This window comes from Microcoleus sp. A2-C3 (genome assembly GCF_036706065.1).
Lineage (GTDB): Bacteria > Cyanobacteriota > Cyanobacteriia > Cyanobacteriales > Microcoleaceae > Microcoleus.
The window spans coordinates 1-21,012 of record NZ_JAUBVX010000068.1; the positions used below are offsets into that span (position 1 = coordinate 1).

18 protein-coding genes and 1 pseudogene are annotated in these 21,012 nt (G+C 45.9%); 8 read left to right on the forward strand and 11 right to left on the reverse strand.

Translation table 11 applies throughout. The features are described from left to right. Positions 1 to 556: 556 nt before the first annotated feature. Complete coding sequence (gene tnpC / locus QUB66_RS26345; RefSeq protein ID WP_332970291.1) at positions 557 to 1,525, reverse strand: IS66 family transposase; 969 nt, start codon at positions 1,523 to 1,525, stop codon at positions 557 to 559. Between the two features lie 1,225 nt (positions 1,526 to 2,750). Continuing rightward, on the reverse strand, positions 2,751 to 3,446 hold the full coding sequence (locus QUB66_RS26350; RefSeq protein ID WP_265239234.1) for a hypothetical protein: 696 nt from the start codon (positions 3,444 to 3,446) through the stop codon (positions 2,751 to 2,753). A gap of 241 nt (positions 3,447 to 3,687) precedes the next feature. On the opposite strand from QUB66_RS26350, the gene QUB66_RS26355 reads away from it, so the two are divergent. Then, on the forward strand, positions 3,688 to 3,900 hold the full coding sequence (locus QUB66_RS26355; RefSeq protein ID WP_265239233.1) for a chlorophyll a/b-binding protein: 213 nt from the start codon (positions 3,688 to 3,690) through the stop codon (positions 3,898 to 3,900). 143 nt (positions 3,901 to 4,043) lie between these two features. Next, positions 4,044 to 4,625 (forward strand): photosystem II reaction center PsbP, encoded by a 582-nt coding sequence (gene psbP / locus QUB66_RS26360; protein ID WP_332970292.1) that lies wholly within the window; start codon positions 4,044 to 4,046, stop codon positions 4,623 to 4,625. Here psbP and QUB66_RS26365 read toward each other — a convergent pair. Continuing rightward, positions 4,603 to 4,851 carry a hypothetical protein gene (locus tag QUB66_RS26365; protein WP_332970293.1) on the reverse strand — a complete coding sequence of 83 codons (249 nt, stop codon included), beginning with the start codon at positions 4,849 to 4,851 and terminating at the stop codon, positions 4,603 to 4,605. The genes psbP and QUB66_RS26365 overlap by 23 nt on opposite strands. Here QUB66_RS26365 and QUB66_RS26370 point away from each other — a divergent pair. After that, entirely contained in the window at positions 4,781 to 5,431 is a 651-nt protein-coding gene (locus QUB66_RS26370; RefSeq protein WP_332970294.1) for a Maf family protein, read from the forward strand. The two genes, QUB66_RS26365 and QUB66_RS26370, sit on opposite strands and share 71 nt — an antisense overlap. 159 nt (positions 5,432 to 5,590) lie before the next feature. On the opposite strand, the gene QUB66_RS26375 is transcribed toward QUB66_RS26370, so the two are convergent. Next, entirely contained in the window at positions 5,591 to 6,508 is a 918-nt protein-coding gene (locus tag QUB66_RS26375; RefSeq protein WP_332970295.1) for a calcium-binding protein, read from the reverse strand. Between the two features lie 301 nt (positions 6,509 to 6,809). Here QUB66_RS26375 and eno point away from each other — a divergent pair, with 301 nt between their 5' ends. Next, positions 6,810 to 8,090, forward strand: coding sequence for a phosphopyruvate hydratase (gene eno / locus QUB66_RS26380; RefSeq protein ID WP_332970296.1), 1,281 nt, complete (start codon positions 6,810 to 6,812; stop codon positions 8,088 to 8,090). A gap of 312 nt (positions 8,091 to 8,402) precedes the next feature. On the opposite strand, the gene argC is transcribed toward eno, so the two are convergent. Further along, complete coding sequence (argC, locus tag QUB66_RS26385; RefSeq protein WP_332970297.1) at positions 8,403 to 9,461, reverse strand: N-acetyl-gamma-glutamyl-phosphate reductase; 1,059 nt, start codon at positions 9,459 to 9,461, stop codon at positions 8,403 to 8,405. 307 nt (positions 9,462 to 9,768) lie between these two features. Here argC and QUB66_RS26390 point away from each other — a divergent pair, with 307 nt between their 5' ends. After that, positions 9,769 to 10,785, forward strand: coding sequence for a sulfate/molybdate ABC transporter ATP-binding protein (locus QUB66_RS26390; RefSeq protein ID WP_332970298.1), 1,017 nt, complete (start codon positions 9,769 to 9,771; stop codon positions 10,783 to 10,785). A 201-nt stretch (positions 10,786 to 10,986) separates the two neighbouring features. Here the strand turns inward: QUB66_RS26390 and QUB66_RS26395 are convergent, their stop codons facing one another. After that, entirely contained in the window at positions 10,987 to 11,328 is a 342-nt protein-coding gene (locus QUB66_RS26395) for a low temperature-induced protein (protein ID WP_265239226.1), read from the reverse strand. A 396-nt stretch (positions 11,329 to 11,724) separates the two neighbouring features. Further along, positions 11,725 to 12,492, reverse strand: a complete 768-nt coding sequence (gene hisF, locus QUB66_RS26400; protein WP_265239225.1) for an imidazole glycerol phosphate synthase subunit HisF — start codon at positions 12,490 to 12,492, stop codon at positions 11,725 to 11,727. A gap of 418 nt (positions 12,493 to 12,910) precedes the next feature. Between hisF and QUB66_RS26405 the strand changes: the two genes are divergently transcribed. Then, complete coding sequence (locus QUB66_RS26405) at positions 12,911 to 13,894, forward strand: adenylate/guanylate cyclase domain-containing protein (protein WP_265239224.1); 984 nt, start codon at positions 12,911 to 12,913, stop codon at positions 13,892 to 13,894. 75 nt (positions 13,895 to 13,969) lie between these two features. Here the strand turns inward: QUB66_RS26405 and QUB66_RS26410 are convergent. Both QUB66_RS26410 and QUB66_RS26415 read right to left on the reverse strand, forming a co-directional pair. Then, a pseudogene (locus QUB66_RS26410) lies at positions 13,970 to 14,299 on the reverse strand (HNH endonuclease); the annotation flags it as partial. 207 nt (positions 14,300 to 14,506) lie between these two features. Beyond that, a complete protein-coding gene (locus QUB66_RS26415; RefSeq protein WP_265239223.1) occupies positions 14,507 to 14,854 on the reverse strand; it encodes a hypothetical protein in 348 nt (115 codons plus the stop codon). 242 nt (positions 14,855 to 15,096) lie between these two features. Between QUB66_RS26415 and psbU the strand changes: the two genes are divergently transcribed. Next, entirely contained in the window at positions 15,097 to 15,531 is a 435-nt protein-coding gene (psbU, locus tag QUB66_RS26420; protein WP_265239222.1) for a photosystem II complex extrinsic protein PsbU, read from the forward strand. Between the two features lie 457 nt (positions 15,532 to 15,988). Continuing rightward, positions 15,989 to 17,641 carry an L-aspartate oxidase gene (nadB, locus tag QUB66_RS26425; protein WP_332970299.1) on the forward strand — a complete coding sequence of 551 codons (1,653 nt, stop codon included), beginning with the start codon at positions 15,989 to 15,991 and terminating at the stop codon, positions 17,639 to 17,641. 10 nt (positions 17,642 to 17,651) lie between these two features. On the opposite strand, the gene QUB66_RS26430 is transcribed toward nadB, so the two are convergent. Together QUB66_RS26430 and QUB66_RS26435 are read right to left on the reverse strand one after the other, a co-directional pair. Next, the gene (locus QUB66_RS26430) at positions 17,652 to 17,924 is read right to left on the reverse strand and encodes a hypothetical protein (RefSeq protein ID WP_265239175.1); all 273 of its coding nucleotides are present in this window, start codon (positions 17,922 to 17,924) and stop codon (positions 17,652 to 17,654) included. Between the two features lie 420 nt (positions 17,925 to 18,344). After that, positions 18,345 to 20,450, reverse strand: coding sequence for a CHASE2 domain-containing protein (locus QUB66_RS26435; RefSeq protein ID WP_332970300.1), 2,106 nt, complete (start codon positions 20,448 to 20,450; stop codon positions 18,345 to 18,347). Between the last annotated feature and the right edge of the window lie 562 nt (positions 20,451 to 21,012).

Here is a 21,012-nt window from a genome sequence, read left to right on the forward strand (position 1 = left end):
CGACTTGGCCGCTGGTGAAACAATTCCAGTTGCTTTGGTTGCTCCTTCCATCAACGGTTAATTTTTAACCTGAGATAACAAAAAGCGCTCCTAGAAATAGGGGCGCTTTTTGTTTGGGAAAAATTCTGTGTTTGTATTAGGAAAAACCCCATCAATATCAAAAAAACCGGGTTTTTTATCTAATCTTTTAGCCCACATTCCGCACCCGGAACTGGCACAAGGGAATTGATTGTAATGAGATCTCTTGAAAACCAATGAGAAAATCGAGAGACAGCGAGCCCCAATCAGAAATTAACAGTAATTGACAGACCAATTGATTCAAAATACTTAACAATTTCGACCGCTAATATCTCAAGTCACCACAAATTCAGCAGCAATTAAAATAGTAAATAGCTGCTCAATTAAAACTCAATTCAATTAAATTCACAAGCTGTATCAGCAATGAAAGTGTTTTCAATCACAACAACAAATAATAAGAACGACAGCTAACCGGAAAAAAGTTTAATATATTTATACGTTCTATTGTCAAGTTAGATATTTGGTAATTGGTAATTGCTCAACTAGGGGAAAAAAGGGAGCCATCAGTAGAGAGAGCTTGTTGAATAGATTGATAAGCAGTTAAACCCTGACGCTTGCCAGTATTGACAACCGAACGAACGGCTGCAAACAAATCTCTGCCCCATTCTGAACGGAAGCCATTAGTTACACGGCGAAATATCACGCTCATCCTAATCGCCTGTTCACTACTATTATTCGTTGGTGGAATTGCCGCATCTTCCAGAAATAGAAATAAATTGTCAATTAGCCCACCATAGCGTTTTCGTAACCGGATACCATCCGGATGATGTGGGGCTAAATTCAAAATCCTAGTTAATCTTTCCTGTAAATTTTCTCGATATCGATTAAATCTGGCATCGTCGATTCTTTCTCGTCGTCGATGGATGATAAAAGCTCTTAATAATAACCTCTTCATCGCTGGGGCGAAAATCCTGTCTCCAGCATCAATCGCATATTGACAGTCCCGCAATTGATGAGCCAAACACACTTGCCATTGTGGTGCGGGGTGATTTTTTTGAGCGCTAAATAAATCTGATACCCAGATATCGGGACGATGTTCTCCGAGAACTTCGTACATTACTCCACTGGCTCGGCTGGGGCGGATGACGTGTAAACAAACATCCTGATTCTGAAACACCCACTCCCACTCCCACTGTCCGTTAACTCTCGCACTCGTTTCATCTGAACAAATTAATTTTGCCCGCCGCAGCCGTTGTAGTATTTGAGTTACTTCGTCATCTAAACTGGTTTTGACCTTCACTAATAGGTTGGCGATTGCTCCTTCTGATATCTTGATTCCAAACACTTCTGCCAATATTCCCGATAGCCGTTCGTAGCTGATGGCATGAGTGTAACGGAGGTATGTGACCAAGCTTTGAATCGAACTGCTTTCCCGGTGAACCTGGTTCCATTCCCAATGGCACAGGTGCAACATACTCGGTTTGACAGCACGCACACTGACCACCATAACGTTCTATTCGGGTGATGATGGGGCGAATGGGGGGGAGTTCGATTTTTTTCGTATATCGATTGCAACTTCTGGGCGGTGGCGGTGACTTTCTCTCCACATTGGGGGCAATTTTTGACAATCGCGATGATTGTTTGGTCGGGATGAGGATGTAGTTCTCTGCCCCCTCCGACTCTTCCCACGCTTCTTTGTCTTTTTATCCCCTGAATTTTCGATGGCTTAATGTTCGGCTTGAATCCTTTGGATGGTGGAGTGCTAGAATTTTTGCTAGTTTTTTTGGGAGATGGCTCTGGTTTTGGTTCGTAGGTGGCTAATGCTGCGCTGAGTTTTTGGATTTCTTGCCATAGCTCTACTATCAAGGCTTCTTTTGCCTCGTTCGATAGTTGCTTTAAGTCGGGAGTTTTTCCATTCCTTTATCTAATGTCTATCTCGTCTTCTTGTCAAGGGGGTTGAGCAATTACGTTTTGACCATAAATTTGAAATGTCAAGTACATTGATGTTCACTCATTTTTTTATTATATCTTGCTTAAGTTATTAAATTTTCATTCCTAAGACTGGGTTGACGCTCTGTTCACAGACAAGTTTAAGTTGGGAAGCTGCTTGAAGTATGGGTGAAGACCCACTACTGATTCTTTCATGGAGTAGGGGTAATGCCCAACTTCCTTGAGCTTCCGGTATCCACGCAATGGTACTGTACCCTTGTCCAATAATTACGCCTTCCTGGTATTCATGGGTTCTGTCTTTTAAGGTTTTAGCGTCTGGTCTCCCCCATGCAGGTCAATTGCCACTAATATATATTCTGTTGCGGGTACTTGCTGTTCTAATTGCTCAAGGGTACAACTCCATCAGTTTTTTCCGGTCTGGCCTACAGTCTTGTAAGGCTTCATAGACGCGCTTGCCATTGACGATTGAATAATGGATTGAGTGAAAATTCCGCTAAACATGACGCATTTGGGCGTGGTCATTACTGCATCCATGAGCTCAAATGTTGCATACGAGAGCTCGTACCAATAACTCGTATGCTGCTTGACGAAAGTCCTTTAATCGTTCACTGTTCATTTAAGGAGTGGATAGGTTTTCTTTTTCACCCTCATTCTCTCCTTAACGGTGGCTCTAGTTCTTCTTTGGCCACCGTTCTCATCTTTATTTAGTTTAAACTACAGAAAAAAAGAGTTCTGGAAAAAAGTTTCAAATTCTTCCTCTCTCTCCCTCTCCCCCTCTCTCCTTACTTACCAGCTAGCCAAATCGGATAACCAGAAGAATCCTCAGCTTTCAACTTTTGAGCCTGATAACTCTTGCTAGTCCAATTAGCGACTGTTTGCAGACTTTCGGCCAAAAAATTTTCGCTACCAAACGCTTCAAATCCCAACGTCCACGACGGAGTGCCGTTAACATTTAACTGGGTAATTTCTACAATGCAGCCTTGGGGAATTGGTGCTTCGACAGGGACAGACATTAGCACACCTGGGGCAGAAACTTGGTAAAGACGCTGGGCTCGCTTTTTCTTGACCTTCACCCACTTTCCAGTGGCGATGATATCCGCTGGTAGTGGCGCCATCGTGTCGGCACATATCCACTTCAGCCATTTCTCGGCTTTGCCTTCCCAGCGGTTGCCGAAGGGCATCACGCCTAATTCTGCCTGCCGCCACTTTACCTGTAAATTTTTCCCGCGCAGTTTCACTCCCAAGTAGTCGCAACTAGGTATCAGCAAATATAAATCTTCTCGCTCTTCAGGCGGCGACAGATAACCGCCCAGACTCTCGCTGCCAAACCATTGCCCGATCGGTTTTGGCAGCGCACCGCTATTAAACCACCGCATTTCCAGACTGGCCCGCATAAATTTTTCCTCCATTCTTCCACAATTTTCGTCAAACCCAGACTGGGGGATTTGCCTCGCGCGATCGACTTTTGCGATTCTCAACTCTATCCTCCCCCTTCCGGGGCCCAGAGTCTACTGTCCACAGTCACACCATTTGAGATTTAAGATTTGAGATTTGGGAATGACTGATTATATAAGGGTTTGGATTTTGCCTCCCGTTGAATTTTTGGGGAAAACTGGTGTCCGAGTCGCGGCTTTGAAAAAAAAACTCATAATCCTTTACATATCTTCATTAGTCTGTTACATTTATTTACAGTACACCAAAACAACTTAGGAGGCTGACATGGCTGACAGAGGCTTACTGCTCGACAACGACGGCAAAATGAACAATTTTGCGATCGAGCCTAAAGTATACATTGACGATGAAGTCCGCACAGGCTTTACACCCTACGCAGAACGCTTGAACGGCCGCCTTGCCATGATTGGTTTTGTTTCTCTCTTGGCTTTAGAAATTTCGACCAAGCACGGACTGATTAGCTGGCTAACTAACCTGTAATAACTTTGTTAAAAATTAAATTGTACGGCTATGGCACGCGGGCGATACACAAACCGCGATCCATAGCTTAACTATTTTTAGGGGCTAGGTTTGGTGAGACAATTGAAATTAAATATTTTAGTGTTACCCTACCCGTAAAAATAATGCTCAAACGAATTGCAGCAATACTTCTGGTGGTTCTAAGCCTTAGCTTGACCGGTTGTGTGTCTAAAGTCACCGGACTCAAAAGCTATGTTGATACTGGCGATGGTTATCAATTTCTCTATCCTAATGGCTGGCTGCCGATCGCAGTTGCTAATGGGCCCGATGTCGTGTTTCGCGATTTGATTCAGCAAACGGAAAACGTCAGCGTGGTCATCAGTCCAGTCACGGGGAACAAAACTCTGGCTGATTTGGGAACGCCGACGGAGGTGGGATACAAGCTTAGCAAAAATGCGTTAGCGAAGCCCGCCCCTATGGGAGGCTCATCAACGAAGACGATCGCCCCGACGGATTCCGGCCGCCAAGCTGAATTAGTCAATGCAGAAAGTCGGGAATCGCGATCGAAAAACTATTACATTTTAGAATACGCCGTCAAACTCCCAAACCAACAACGGCACAACTTAGCCAGCGTAGCCATCAGCCGCGGCAAACTTTTTACGCTGAATGTTTCCACTACCGAAGAACGTTGGCCGAAGGTAAAAGAAGCTTTTGAGAAAGTCGTTAAATCTTTCTCTGTTTATTAGGGAATTGGGCATTGGGCATTGGGCATTGGGCATTGGAGGCAGAGCCTCCGGGTATGTATTCCAAGGCAGAGCCTGGGAACAAGGTAACTATTCCTTCTTCCTTCTTCCTTCTTCCTTCTTCCTTCTTCCTTCTTCCTTCTTCCTTCTTATAACTTATGAAAACTGCAACTTTTGTATTAGCCTCAGCTTCCCCAGCGCGCCGCAGCCTGCTTAAAAGTGCTGGCATTGAAGCTGTGATTTGCCCCAGCGACTTTGATGAAGGGCAAATACAAATGAGGGACGCTACTCAATTAGTGCAAGTTTTAGCAGAGGGAAAAGCTGACGCTGTAGCTGAGTTTTTGCTTGCTAATTCTCACCCGCAAATCCCCAATCCCAAATCGTGTTTGGTGTTGGGATGCGATTCAATTTTGGTCATTGATGGTGAAATTCACGGCAAACCGAAGGATGCCCAAGAAGCAATCTCGCGCTGGCAGAAAATGCGTGGTAAAGTTGGCGAACTTTATACTGGTCATGCTTTAATTGATACTAGGTTCGATAACTTTAATGAGGCAATGGATCGATCGCTCATTCGCTGTCAAGTTACAAAAGTTCATTTTGCCCAAGTGAGTTCCCGCCAAATTGCGGCCTACGTCGCTACCGGAGAACCCCTCGCCTGTGCCGGTTGTTTTGCACTGGAAGGTAAAGGTGGCTTTTTTGTGGAAAAAATCGAGGGCTGTCACACGAATGTGATCGGTTTGAGTTTGCCTCTGCTCCGGCAAATGCTGGGCGAAATGGGATATGATGTGGCGGATTTTTGGCAATTTTAATGTTTGTTGAATTCAGGTCAGGAATCGGGAGGCAGAGCCTCGCTGATAGGCTTTCCCAGGCAGAGCCTGGGAACGAGGATTGAGAGCCTTGCTGTTGTGGGATGGGCGTCCCGCCCGTCCGTGTTATCGAAATTAGCAGCAATGTGTGCCGATTTAAGTTTATCCTAGGGCGATCGCCCCGTCAGACACAGAACTAAACTGAAGTTGACTCGGCGAAACATCCTTTACCAAACCCAAAATATTGCCGGTACTAGCTTCGCGAATCACCGTCGCTTTAATGTTTAAAAATTTAAAATCAGCAGTTATAAACGCTCCCGGAGGAGTAGGCCCGTTGCTATCGTAACTTCTCGCATCGCCAATTGTTGCAAACCTTTCGGTCAAAACAATATCGTTTCGCGTTAGCCCTCCCGCCAATCCAATGACATCTCCTTGGGCCGGATTGTAATCGAGAATAAAATCTGCTGGCACTTCTTCTGTACTCAAAGGAAAAGTCCCAATTGGACGGGCTTGATCTGAACCAAATTCCCGCGAAGTTGCTCCCGATTCTCTTCTGAGGACAAATAAATCTGCGCCTTCTTTTCCCCAAAGTCGATCGACTCCTGCATCACCAATCAGAGTATCATTCCCACTATCTCCAACTAAAGCATCACTGCCTTGACCGCCACGAATAAAGTCATTTCCCGTACCTCCGTAGGCGACATCATCGCCTTGATTGCCGCTGAGAATATCGTTGCCACATTCTCCATAAAGAATGTCAAAATCTTGACCGCCACGAATAGTATCATTACCGCAACCTCCGATTAAAGTATCGATGCCGCTGTTACCGTTCATCAGTTCGGCCGCACCCGAACCTCGCACAAAATCATTACCAGCTAAGGCGCGCAAACCACCAGGAGTGTTGCGCAGAATTCCACTTGCTAGTTGAACTACATCGTCATTGGGAGTAAGGTCAAAAAAGTTGGGATCGCTGGGATTTGGCAATGGCCCGGTGAGCAATCTGATGTTGGGGGGATCGGGAATAATTGGATCGGAGTCGATAGCTAAGGCTCTAATTTCTCCGAGATTTGTTTCTAGCATCCTAGGTTTCCCCCGTTTTGATTAACTTTGTTGACCTTCTGATGTTAACAAAGGTTCCAATTAACAAATCTGCGTGAATCTGCGGTTATAACAATCAAATTACTGTCAAAATTATCACAAGTTATTCTCAACAAGAATGGATTATTGACAGCCAACCGATCGCCCAAATCCGCAAAAAGTTTGAAATGAGCGCTAATAATTGTGGGGATCGCGTACTCTATTACCCGTTAGCAGTCAGTTACCGAAAGGCTGCTGAATGCTAATTGTCATCAACCATTGAGTTAAGTCAGGAATCGTTCATATGCAAGACACTGCGATCGAATTTATCAAAGCCAGAGAAATCCTCGACTCCCGCGGCCGCCCCACCATCGAAGCTGAAGTTCACCTAGCCAACGGTGTTGTCGGGCTCGCACAAGTCCCCAGCGGCGCGTCTACAGGCTCCTTTGAAGCCCACGAACTCCGGGATGATGACAAAAAACGCTACGGTGGCAAAGGCGTGCTGAAAGCCGTTGCTAACGTCGAGCACAAAATTGCCCCCGCTTTGATTGATATGGATGCGATCGACCAAGCATTAATCGATCAAACCATGATTGACTTGGACGGTTCCCCCAACAAATCCCACCTCGGCGCAAATGCCATTCTCGGAGTCTCCCTAGCCACAGCAAAGGCTGCCGCCGATACTTTAGGACTCCCCCTTTACCGCTACTTGGGTGGCGCTTTAGCTAACGTTTTACCCGTACCTTTGATGAACGTCATCAACGGCGGTTCCCACGCCGACAACAACGTAGACATTCAAGAGTTTATGATTGTACCGGTGGGAGCACCTTCTTTTAAGGAAGCTTTGCGCTGGGGTGCAGAAGTATTTGCTAGTCTTGCTAAAGTCTTGAAAGACAAAAATTTGCTGACTGGTGTTGGCGATGAAGGTGGTTTTGCGCCTAATTTGGGTTCCAATCAGGAAGCTTTGGATTTGTTGATGATGGCAATTGAAAAAGCTGGTTACAAACCGGGTGAACAAGTTGCTTTGGCTTTGGATGTTGCTGCTAGTGAATTTTATAAAGATGGGCAGTACACTTACGACGGTGTGGCTCATTCTCCGGCAGAATTAATCGATTATTTGGATGGTTTGGTTGGGCAATATCCCATCGTTTCCATTGAAGATGGTTTGCACGAAGACGATTGGGACAGTTGGGTGGCGCTGACTCAAAAAATGGGTAGCAAAGTTCAATTGGTGGGTGACGATTTGTTTGTTACTAATCGCACGCGCTTGCAAAAAGGGATTGATTTGAAGGCTAGCAATTCGATTTTGATTAAGCTGAATCAAATTGGTTCTTTGAGTGAGACGTTGGATACGATCGACCTCGGTAAACGGAACAGCTATCGATCGGTCATCAGTCACCGTTCTGGTGAAACTGAGGATACCACAATTGCTGATTTAGCCGTAGCGACTCGCGCCGGCCAAATCAAGACTGGTTCTCTGTGTCGCAGCGAACGGGTTGCTAAGTATAACCGTTTATTGCGGATTGAGGAGGAATTGGGCGATCGGGCAATTTACGCTGGATCGATCGGTTACGGGCCAAAATAACACTTCGGTAATCGGTAATTCCCCATTATCCATTGGTGTCAACAACCAGGTCAAACTTAGTCACAGACTGCTGTTTACCACCGAGGCCAGATCCCCCCTAGCCCCCCTTAAGAAGGGGGGGACAAGAAGCATTCAAAGTCCCCCGACTATTCGGGGGATTTAGGGGGATCTGGCCTGGGCTACAAACGAGATTTAATGGTTTTAGGTGATTGTTGACACTAATCCCAATGCCCAATGCCCTATGCCCAATGCCCTATGCCCAGTGCCCTATGCCCAATGCCCTATGCCCAATGCCCAATGCCCAATGCCCAATTAAGGATAGAAAGCCAATTGAGGTAAACCCAAAGTTTCTTCCCAACCCATCATCAAGTTCATGCACTGGATGCCTTGACCAGCTTGACCTTTAATTAAATTGTCGATCGCCGAAATCACAATTACCCTGTCAGTACGCGGATCGACTTCCACGCCGATATAACAAAGATTTGTGCCACAAGCCCATTTAGACTGCGGATAAACCCCAGCCGGTAACACTTTTACGAAAGGAGAATTGCGGTAAAAAGCGGTGAAAATGGTGATTAAATCTTCCCGCACTAATCCCGGATCGCGCAAATTTGCGTAAACAGTTGCCAGAATTCCCCGCACCATCGGCATCAGGTGTGGAGTAAATTGGACTTTGATATCTTGTCCGGCTAAATCGCTGCAAATTTGCTCAATTTCTGGCGTGTGGCGGTGGCAGCCAACGTTGTAAGCGCCGATGGAATTGTCAGCTTCTGCTAATAAGAGATTAACTGCGGCTTTGCGGCCCCCTCCCGAAGTTCCTGATTTAGCGTCGATAATTGCTGTTTCTGGTACGATCAGACCTTGTTTTAGCAAGGGTGCTAGAGCTAATAAACTAGCGGTGACGTAGCAACCGGCACAGCCTACTAATTTAGCGTCTTTAATGCGATCGCGATACAATTCTGGCAAACCGTAAACAGCCGTAGCAGCTAAAGCAGAGTCCGATCGCTCGCCACCGTACCAAGCTTTATAAGTGTCAAGATTTTCAAATCTGTAATCAGCCGACAAATCCAAGACTTTGCAGCCTTTTTCGATCAGCGTCGGTGCCATTTGGCAAGCTAAACCGTTGGGCAGCGACAGAAACACAACTTCACATTTTGCCGCGATTTTATCTAGGTCGATCGCCTCAATAGTCAAGTCAATGCAGTTAGTCAGATGCGGATAAAGGCTGGAAAAAGGTTTTCCCGCACTGCTATCCCCGCCCAAATACACTACTTCCGCCGCTGGGTGATCCGCCAGCAGTCGCACAAGTTGCACGCCCCCGTACCCTGAAGCGCCGATAATTCCTACAGGCACACGTCCAACATTTCCCATTTTCCTTATATCCCCTCAGCCTTTGAAGTCAAAAACGCTTGAACTTTTGCTGCATTGTACTACCAAACGCCAACTTTGGTGATAAATAATTGTTTTGTTTTGTGATGGAGGTGCATTTTGGGGAATTTTCCAGTGTTTGACCGATCGCCAAAACCCTAAAATTAACAAACGGATGTGCGATCGTGCTATAAAAAACTTACCTTAACCTATCCAGAAACCGGAGATTAACATTTTTGCTCTTGGTTGTGGCGTCTGACCTTCGTTAAATCCGTTAAATTCGTTATACTCATCCGTTGCCGAACTTCCTATGGGAATTACAGTAGAAAACGTATCCAAACATTTTGGCAGTTTCCAAGCACTCGATCGAGTCAGCTTAGAAATTGAATCAGGTTCCCTAGTCGCATTGCTGGGCCCGTCTGGTTCCGGCAAGTCTACGCTGCTGCGGCTGATTGCAGGTTTAGAAATGCCCGACTCCGGCAAAATCTGGCTAACTGGCCAAGATGCCACAAATACTAGCGTCCAAGACCGTAATATTGGGTTTGTGTTTCAGCACTACGCGCTATTCAAGCACATGACAGTGCGGAAAAATATCGCTTTCGGGATGGAAATTCAGAAAACACCGCCCGCGAAAGTCAAATCGCGGGTAGAAGAATTGTTGAATTTAGTGCAATTGGCAGGATTGGGCGACAGATACCCCTCCCAACTCTCAGGAGGCCAGCGGCAGCGAGTAGCCCTCGCCAGAGCTCTCGCTGTGGAACCGAAAGTGTTGCTACTAGACGAACCTTTTGGAGCTCTCGATGCCAAAGTTCGCAAAGATTTGCGCGCTTGGTTGCGTAGACTGCACGACGAAGTGCACGTTACCACAGTCTTTGTGACGCACGATCAAGAAGAAGCGATGGAAGTTGCCGATCACATTACAGTAATGAATAAAGGTAAAATCGAACAAGTAGGAACACCCGCAGAAATTTACGACCATCCAGCAAGTGCTTTCGTCATGAGTTTTATCGGCCCAGTCAACGTATTGCCCAGCAGTTCAAAGATATTTCAAGACAACGGCTTTGACTCAGCCAACCCGGAGATTTTCTTGCGCCCTCACGACGTAGTAATTGAAACTACAGAAAATAGTGCAACAGTGCCTGCCAGAATCAGTCGCTTGATTCACTTGGGATGGGAAATTCAGGTGGAATTAACCTTAGATGATGGTCAAGTTTTGAATGCTAATTTGACCAGAGAAAAGTTTGACCAATTGCAGTTACAGCCGCAGCAAAAAGTGTTTGTCAAGCCGAAAGGTGCCAAATCTTTTCCACTTTATTACTCGATTTAATCCAAATACTCAGATACCCGACTTCTTCAAGAAATCGGGTATCTAACCGGAGAGGACACGGCAATGTCGTTTGCCCCTACCCAAAATAATCTACTGCCCTCTCTCTGATGGGACTATTACCCGATTAATTGTAGGGAAACGGCACTGGCGTATCCTGATTTTGGGTAAGATAAATTCCCATGCCACGGGAATTTATCTTAGTTAATCTTTAATTTTGGTAACAGCTTTTTTGACTTGTTGCTCAAAAGATGTAGCTTTTGTGTTAGAAGGATTTTTCATCTTCTCGCTGTCAGCATCTCCCTGAACTTCATTAATCCCTTCGTTAGCTTTTTTCTGAGTTTCTTCTAGAGACATAGGATCTTTCAAAACGGCTTTTTGAGCTTCTTTCTCAATCCCCGTCAGTTGAGCTTCACCTTTAGTAAGGCTGCTGGTAACGGCAAACGCTGGGAAAGCATTGGAAACAAACATCAATGCACAAAAACAAACAGCAATTAAACTGCGAACAAAACGCTTGGCATTAAGATTTAAGCTGATAAAAGACATACAAAATTTCTCCGTTTTTACAAATTTTCATCGCTGAGATTGTTAACAGGCTGAAGCTCGTTCAAATTCTGCACAATCTTTAGCTCAAGTTTCGATCAAAGCAACAGCGTTGAGCAGTCGCTCTCTCTTAAATTGAGGTAATATATAATATTTAGCTGAAAAAACGGATCTTTGAAATCCTTCTCAGGGAATATTTTGGCTTTGTGTCTTAGGATAGATGAGTCTGGTGCATCACTGGAAGTCGGATCGTTTGAGATTTGAAATGGGAGTATCTGTGGCAGCATTTGAGCGTGGTGTCCCCGCTAAGGCAAAAAACCCGGTTTCTTTGGATCGTGGCTGCTATTCGACAGAGATCTAGCAACCGGGTTTTTTATCCCATGCCTAAATCCTAAACTACTACAGCCGCACGGGAACTTGATGTTTTGCTAGATAAGTCTTAATTTCTCCGACGCTCAGTTGCCCGTAATGTAGGAGGGAAGCCAGGAGTGCGGCTTCTGCTTTGCCCTCTGTCACGGCTTCGTAGATGTGGTGACAGTTGCCTGCGCCGCCCGAAGCAATGACGGGAATTTCGACGATTTCGGCGATGCTGCGGGTTAATGCCAAGTCGTAACCGGCTTGAGTACCGTCAGAGTCCATGCTTGTCACCAGAATTTCGCCGGCGCCACGCTGTTCGGCTTCCTTGGCCCAGACGATCGCATCTTTGCCAGTATTTTCACGCCCTCCGCGCACGTACACGTCCCAACCGGGATTGTCCGCATCTTGCCGTTTGCGAGCGTCGATCGCCACTACAATACACTGATTGCCAAATCGATCGCTCGCTTTGTCAATCAAACTTGGATCGCGCACCGCTGCTGAATTAATGCTTACCTTATCTGCGCCCGCCCTCAACAAACTTTTAATGGTGTCCAAGGATTGGATGCCGCCGCCCACCGTCAAAGGGATAAAAACTCGATCGGCAGTTCGGTACACCACATCAATCATAATGTTCCGGTCTTCGTGAGTCGCCGTAATGTCCAGAAACACCAACTCATCAGCACCCGCATCATTGTATACCTGAGCCATTTCCACCGGATCGCCAGCATCCTTCAGGTTGACAAAATTGACACCTTTGACCACGCGGCCGGCTTTCACATCCAGACAAGGCAAAATTCTCTTCGACAACATAAAATTCTCGTGTTTCTAATTTATTGAGCGCCGCAGCGAGGAAAAGGCTTTGCTGATCTCTTCAAAAACCGGAAGTTAAGCAACAAATCTTAAAGATACCTTCTATTTCGGCATCCTCAGCATAAATTAAGTGATGTTTGGGGCGAAAAACAGCAAATTTAATTCTCCCAATACATATTTGGCGTAAAAAATATGACACTTTGGCCTATGATCAAACCATAACTATCTTCGCTGGCTATCACATGGTAGTTTGGCAATACTGTATGGGTTCGGTGCATCGATCGACTAAACTATTTTAAATTTTTAAAACAGCCGATTTGAGGTTTTTACTGGCAACCTTAGTTATGAGCCACGTACTAAGGTTAAAATTTAAGGTTAAAAACCTCAAATCGGTTGACTTGATGTTGTTTCTAGGACTGTGGTGACTTTGCAAGCCAATCCACATTTGTTACTTCGTACAGAAAGCGGCAATCGCTACTTGCCGCTCTCCGGCAGCAATTGCTGGACAGTAGGGCGGAATGATGACAATAATTTTGTATTGACCGATCGCTGGATTTCCCGAAATCACGCGATGCTACAGCAAATGGAGACCGGAGAGTTTTACCTGATCGACTTGGGCAGCCGTAACGGTTCCTTTGTCAACGGGCGACGGGTGAGTATTCCTGTCACGCTCAGAAATGGCGATCGAATTATTTTCGGTCAAACGGAATTGGACTTTTTTAACCCAACAGCAGGCCGCCGGCTCGATCGAATACACGATGGAGACTCCGAAGATTTTACGGCGACTCTGACGGTGCGCAGCCTGATTACGGTCATGGTAATGGACATCCGAGATTTTACAGTTTTAACTAGACAGCTAGACGAAACCATCCTCTCGGAAGTCATCGGCAATTGGTTCCGCAAAGCCGGACAAATCATTCGCGAGCACGGCAGTTGGGTGGACAAATACATCGGCGATGCCATCATGGCCGTGTGGTTCCACAAAATCGACGGTGTTAGCAATGACGAAATGATGCAGATTTGTCAAGCTTTGAGCCAACTGCACAAGGCAACAGACCAACTCAGCAGTCGTTACCCCTTGCCTTTTCCTTTGCGAGTCGGGGCTGGAATCAATACCGGTTATGCAATGGTGGGAAATTCTGGTAGCAGCGATCGATCGGACTACACCGCCTTGGGAGATACTGTCAACGCAGCATTTCGCCTAGAGTCTTGCACCAAGGAACTCGGCAAGGATATCGCCGTGGGAGAAACAACCTACAAATACCTGACGGAATTGGGTGCCGAGGACGCTTTCGAGCAGCACATCGTTACTTTGAAGGGTTACGACACTCCCAGCGTGACTTACGGCGGTACTTATGCTGACTTGAACGCTTTTCTCAAAAGCAAAGGCAAGAGCTCTTGATCGGTAAAAAATTGGGGGCGGAGCCAAAATTAACCCTTAAACATGGGAGTCCCAGTTTTGAATTGGGAGTCCATTTTATGAACGCCTGGGCGATCGCAGCCGCTCGACTAGGCGTTCGGAGTTGTTAAACTGGAGCAAACACACAGCAGTACGCCCTGGTGGAGTCAACCCGACAATCGCCATATCTTCTATGGTGGTAAAATGTTCCGACCATTGCTGCGTCCGGGGGTTAAAAAGAAAGCTGAAAGCACCAGTTTGGGGGTCGAAAGAACCGAGGTCTGTTCCTTTATATCGGTTGCACCGCCAGCAAGCAAATGCGAGGTTGTCCGCATCGGTAGTTCCCCCATGCTTCAAGGCAATTATGTGGTCAACTTCGTGGACGAAGAAACTTAGCTGTTCTGGAAGCTGACAATACTCTCAGCAAAAATTGGCGCGCTCTTCAACCAAGCGGCGTAGGTTAGCAGGAATGTAAGTCACAGGTTAATCGATTTGAAATTTTGGGTAGAAACATTTTAGATTGTCTCCGCAGAATCCCTAAAATTTAAATTTCAGAGACAAATTGTGGTTCGGCTCGACTAAAATTGGCGAATTGCGACCTAAGTTTTTATTATTTTAAGACTGCCGAGACAAGTAAGGAAGATTACCGGTTTTGAGCATAATAACTAGATGTTCTATCCGCTCGTATTCATCAAGTTCTGTTTGCTCACCAGGAGTCAAGGAACCCGAAGCATTATGTATCAATAATGTCCGCAAGCGCTCTTGCATCTCTGGAGTGGGCCGGAAAGCGGCGATTTCTTCGGGGGTGGGGGCGCTGGCGAGAAAGTTTAAAATATACCGGTAGATGCGAGCTGGGAGCATTGGCTGCTCGACGCACTGGCGCAAAAGTTCCGGCAGTTGTTCGCCTAGAAGTGCCAGTTGTTCTGAAAGTTCGTCGGGTACTTCAATTGTGATGCTTGCCACTGCTAAAAGCCTCTAAATATACGATATATCAGCTATTTTAGAGTTTCCCAGCCCGTGATTGCTGTCCCTGAGTTGCGATCGTCTAAATTTTAAGACCTACCATACATTGCCCGCGATGTCAATATCTCAATGTAAATTTTGTTAACAGTCCTCTGCCTGCTGCGGATTTATCTGAAAAACTGCATAAGCAAAATGGTAGTCTCTACATAAATGCTGTGTATGAAATTGGGAGACAAAACTTCATGAAACGATTGGGTCGTCTATTGGCAGTATTGGGCTTAGTGCTGGGCTGCTTTGCATGGGCTGGAGACATGAGCGCGAACGCGGGGATCTTGAGCCGTATCGTCTTGCCATCATCCTCGCTCATAGTGCTTGACGTTCCGACTAGAACCAATCGCGCCGATGATAAGCTTGCCACAGAATACGGCAAAAAACTTGACTTGAACAACAGCGGCGTCCGGGACTTTCGGGAATTTCGAGGGTTGTATCCTACTTTAGCTGGACAAATTATTAAGAATGCTCCTTACGAAAACGTTGAGGACATACTCAAGATTTCAGGTTTGACGGATGCTCAGAAAAAGGTGCTGCAAGCTAACTTGGACAAATTCACCGTAACTGATGTCGAATCTGTATTTATTGAAGGAGACACCAGGTTGAACAACGGTTTTTACGACTAAGTAGTATCGGGTCTCATTTGAAGGCATTCGATAGAAGTCATTAGTCATTAGTCAGGAGTCATCAGTCATCAGTCATTAGTCATCAGTCATTAGTCGTTAGTCAGAACTAATTTTTTGTTAATTCATGAATTCTGGCTTATGGCTTATGGTTTAGGGCTTGTGGCTTATGACTTCTGCTCCGGCTGACGAAAGCCTTTACAAAGGTTCGCACCCAAAGACGGAGACAAGGCTCCGATATTGTGAAGAGCAAAAAAATTAGATATTAGTTTAAATCTAGATACATCTGTAGATTAAATTATTCAATTGTTAAATCTAAAATTGACAGTTCCAGCCCTTCAAATCATTGGTAGAGTCAAATTTCAAATCTCAAATTGACATTTATATTCGCGATATTTATCTGTAAAATTAATTTTAAAATCTCAAATCTCAAATCAAAAAATCTCAAATCGGCAGACTTATGACTGACAAATTTGACGTATTGGTGATAGGTGCTGGCGCAGCCGGTTTGTACACGGCACTTTGCCTCCCAGAACATTTGCACGTGGGCTTGATTAATAAAAATATCCTGCCTGTTTCTGCCAGCGATTGGGCCCAAGGAGGGATTGCCGCGGCGATCGCCCCAGAAGATTCAGCAGCCCTGCACGTTCAGGATACACTGGCTGCGGGAGCAGGTCTTTGCGACTTAGAAGCCGTGCAATTTTTAGTAGAAGAAGCTTCTGCTTGCATCGACTCCCTCGTGAAAATGGGCGTTGCATTCGATCGCACCGGCCCAGAATTAGCCCTCACCCTAGAAGCCGCCCACTCCCGCCGCCGAGTCCTCCACTCCGCCGACACCACAGGAAAAGCCGTCGTCAGTACCCTGACAGCAAAAGTATTAAACCGCAAAAACATTCAACTCGTATCCCCAGCCTTTGCTTTGAGCCTGTGGCTAGACGAAACCGGGCGCTGTCAGGGCATTAGCTCGATTTGCGACTCCCGCGTCAAATGGTTGCGAGCTAGCGCCGTAGTGCTAGCGACAGGCGGTGGCGGACAGGTTTTTGCTCAAACAACCAACCCGTCGGTAAGTACCGGAGACGGAGTGGCGATTGCGTGGCGCGCCGGAGCACTGCTGCGAGATTTAGAATTTGTGCAGTTTCACCCGACGGCGCTAAGCAAAGAGGGCGCGCCGCGGTTTCTGATTAGCGAAGCGGTGCGGGGAGAAGGAGCTCATTTGGTTGACAGCAAGGGATATCGCTTTGCTTTTGACTCTCACCCCAGCGGGGAACTTGCACCTCGCGATGTTGTCAGCCGCGCTATTTTCCGCCATTTGCAGAAGACGGAGGAACCTCATGTTTGGCTGGATTTGCGCCCGATTGCGGTCGATCGACTGCGCTACAGGTTTCCGAATATTATTCAAGTGTGCGCCGATTGGGGAATTGATATTTTTACCGAACCGGTACCCGTCACGCCCGCCGCCCATTATTGGATGGGAGGGATTGTGGCTGACAAGTTAAACCAAACTTCGATTCCGGGTTTGTACGCGGTGGGAGAAACTGCGAGCACGGGGGTACACGGCGCTAATCGGTTGGCGAGCAATTCGCTGCTGGAATGTCTGGTTTTTGGCGCGCAAATGGGACTTTTGCAGCTAGAAGCTGGAAAGCCCAAGGCATTACCAGATGAGTCCGATGCAGGGGAAATCTGGGAAAAATCGATTTCTGCACAGGATATTGAGACGATCGACAAGTTGCGCGTCGAATTGCCGAATTTGGTATGGCAAAGTGCGGGAATTTGTCGGGGCCAAAGGGATTTGGAAAGTGCGATCGTCCAAGTTGAGCTTTGGCGACAAGAATTTGCCTCTTTGCCTTTGAGTCAAACTTTGCTTAATTTGCAGCCCGGACAAGTCATTGATTTTTCGCCTGTTGATGCCCAAAATAGCTCGGTTTTGCGAAATTGGGGAGAACTTGGTAATTTATTGGATATTGGCTACTTAATTCTCAAAAGTGCTGCGTTTCGCACGGAAAGTCGGGGCGGTCACTACCGTGTGGATTATCCCCTGAGCGATCGAGATTGGTGCAGTCACACTTTAATTCACCAATCGAATTGGTACAAATCTGGGCGAATAGAAGATTAAAAAATTGGGTTCAGCGCGTCCCTGTACCGTCACTTTTGGGATTCCCGTTGGGGTCTGGTTCGTATTTTTTGGGGTTATTTGGAACTCTAGAGGTTTGGGCGACGGTCAAAACTGTGGAGGTCGATGGCGTCGGGCCCTCGCCCCTGCTACGGTCTTTTGTGGAGTTACTGGTTGAGTTACTAGCCAGTGTAGCGGCATTTGCGATGCCGATCGTACTCACTTGCAGACAGACAGCCAGAGTTGCCGTTGTGGTGAACCCAATCAAAGTACGCATAGTGTTCATAGTCTTATCCAAATCATTGAAGTAGATGCACGCCTGTAAAAACTATTATATCTATCAATTTCCGTAGTTCCACTGATATCTTTACATTTACTTTAAATAATTTTCGTAAATATACGTAAAGTTTTATAAATCAACCCTTTCTGGCGATTTTAATTTTGTCTCCGGTCTCCTAGCAATTGCGATTTGCGATTTGCGATTTGCAATGAAATCACTTACTACATAAGGGTTTCGGACACGGGTCTGCCGTTGCATTCTTTTTTTTAACTCACCTCATATTTTGTAATGTTTTTTAATATTTAGATGACACGGCAATTTGCTCTCATAAGTTTGATATTTTTTGTAAATCTATCTAATGACTGATGACTAATGACTGATGACTAATAACTAATAACTGATGACTGATGACCGATGACTGATGACTTAAAAAAATTGATATTGATTTTTCCCGCCTTCCTTAGCGCGATACATCGCAGCATCAGCATTCTTGACTAAAATATCTGACTCTTGACCGTCAATTGGATACAAACTAATCCCAATACTTGTAGTTACAGAAACTGTATGTTCTTCTAAAATAAAAGGCTGCATGATGGCGTAGCAAATTTTTTTAGCTACTTTCTCCGCTTCGTAGCTACCAGGAATTGCGGGCAGAATGACTGTGAACTCGTCGCCGCCCAACCGCGAGATAATATCGCTGCCGCGCAAGCATTGTTTGAGCCGACTGGCAACTGCTTTTAAGAGCAAATCGCCCACATTGTGTCCGAGAGTGTCGTTGATTGACTTAAATCCATCTAAATCTAAAAACAGTAAAGCTAGCAATTCCTGATTGCTGGAGGCTCTTTCTAAAGCCTGATGCAAGGATTCGTAAAACATTTTGCGGTTGGGCAAACCGGTGAGAGCATCATGATAAGCTTGGTGGCTGAGTTCAGCATTTTTTTGTTTTAGGGCATCTTCTCGGAGCTGGCGCTCGGTAATATCTCTGATCACTCCGACTAAAAATAGGTTCCCCGCAGCATCTTTGTGCAGGGATCTTTTTGTCGAAATCAGATGCGTAACTCCGTGAGCGTCGGTAAAATATTCTTCATTTTCTCGCGGCTGGTGAGTTTGCAATACTAATTCGTCTTCCTGCCAAAATATATCGGCTTCGGCTTGGGGAAATAAGTCGTAATCTGTGCGATGGGTTAAAATTTCCAAAGGATAGCCGATAAACTGACAATATGCCTGATTCAACACAACCCAGCGGTGATTTATATCTTTGACAAAAATCGGGTCTGGAATTGTATCGATTAGCGATTGTAAAAATTCTTTAGAGCGTTTTAGTTCTTCTTGTAAGTGAGCCAGATAAGCCACAACTGCGCAGCTAGAACCCAAAAGACTGAGGATTGCAGGAATTAACGGCAGCCACCAACCGGCTAAAAAAGCTAAGTATAAACTGGCACTGAGACCGAGACAGATACTTGATAAACACCAAACCGATCGCCCGATCGATCCCAACTTCCAGCTCACACAGGCTCCCGCCCAAGACCAGAGTAAAATCCACAACAACTCCGCAGCCTCATGCCAGACTTTGATACCCCCGCGCCCGTCGAGGGCCGCACTCAAAATTTGGCTCAAAAAATGAGCCTGAAGCTCAACTCCCGGTATTAGCTGGGGAGGAGCAAACAAACCGGAGCTATAAGCATTTTGGTTAAAATCTTTGAGGCTGGGGGCAGTTGAACCGATCAAGACAGCGCGCGATCGCACAAAATCCGCCGGAACTTTGCCAGAAAGCACGTCGCTCATCGACACAATGCGAAAACTGCCGATCGGCCCACGGAGGTTGGCGAGAATTTGATAGCCACGGCTGTCCGATCGCACGTAAGCACCATCATTCGGTTCAAAACGCCGAAAGACCCCCCGGCCTAACTGCAAGTATTTAGGATTGACGTTTGCTGCTGGTTCAGGGGAAATTCCTTCAGTTTCGAGGTAACTCAAAGCCAATCTGAGCGCGAAACTTTCATGAGTTTTGCCGTCTCCGGGCCAAGAGTAGAGCAAAGCTCGGCGCACTTTACCGTCAGCATCAATGACAACGTTGTTGAAACCGATGCGCGAGAGCTTGTCAAGTACCGAAGGCGGGCGAACTCCCAACCTCGTTTCGTCTGGCATCAACTCAATCCCGATTAAGTTGGGAATAGTTTTAAAAGTTTTGAGCAATTCGGCATTACCCGGTTGAGTCGGCAAATCTCGGTAAATGTCGAGGCCGATCGCCCGCGGCTTGCCAGCGTGAAGTTTTTGCAGCAATTGGGCCAACACAGCATCCGACATTGGGTAGCCGTATTTTTGCAAGTCAGCTTCGTTAATTTCGACAATGGTGATGCGCGAGTCCATTGGTTCGGGGGGCCGCCAGCGTACAAAGCGATCGAAAGCAGTCCATTCCCACACCTGCAAAAATCCGAACCAGCGCATGACAATCACCGTACCGCCAACGGCACTCGCAGTAATCAATACTCGGCGTTCTCGATTAAGCCATTTTTTGATGGTTTTTAGCATATTTTTGGGAGTTTTGACCTCGCTCTTCGAGCATCTAAGCTACTACTACATATAGCTTTTATATCTTTTGGGCGATCGGCTCAGTCGATTCGGGCAAAATATCTCATTTGACAAGAGACTTGAGTTGCCTAAGTCTTTTATCGCACTTTGCAACCGCAGATGTCAGGCAGATATACACAGATAAACGCAGATAATTGTAGAAATTGAAAGCGAATTAATGCAATGCAAGTCTAATGAGCCTGGAAGCAGAAATCTGGTTTTTTGAGTTTTTTGCAAAATTTCTAGTATTTCTAGTATTTATAAAATTTATAACAAAGCTTGCTACAACAAAAATGTTGGGCAGTGAAATTTTGGTTTTTTTCCGGGTTTTTGAATATATATAGTGCGGTTCTATTAGATTGTCGGTCTTTCTTGAAGATGGTCGATTTATCTGCACTTTACGGAAATCTGTTGCATGAAGCTATGATAATTGGGATGATTTTTCGACATAATACTAGATAGAAAACTTTAAAATTTGCTCGTTACCAGGCTCTGCATGGTAATGCAGATCCGGAGGATCTGC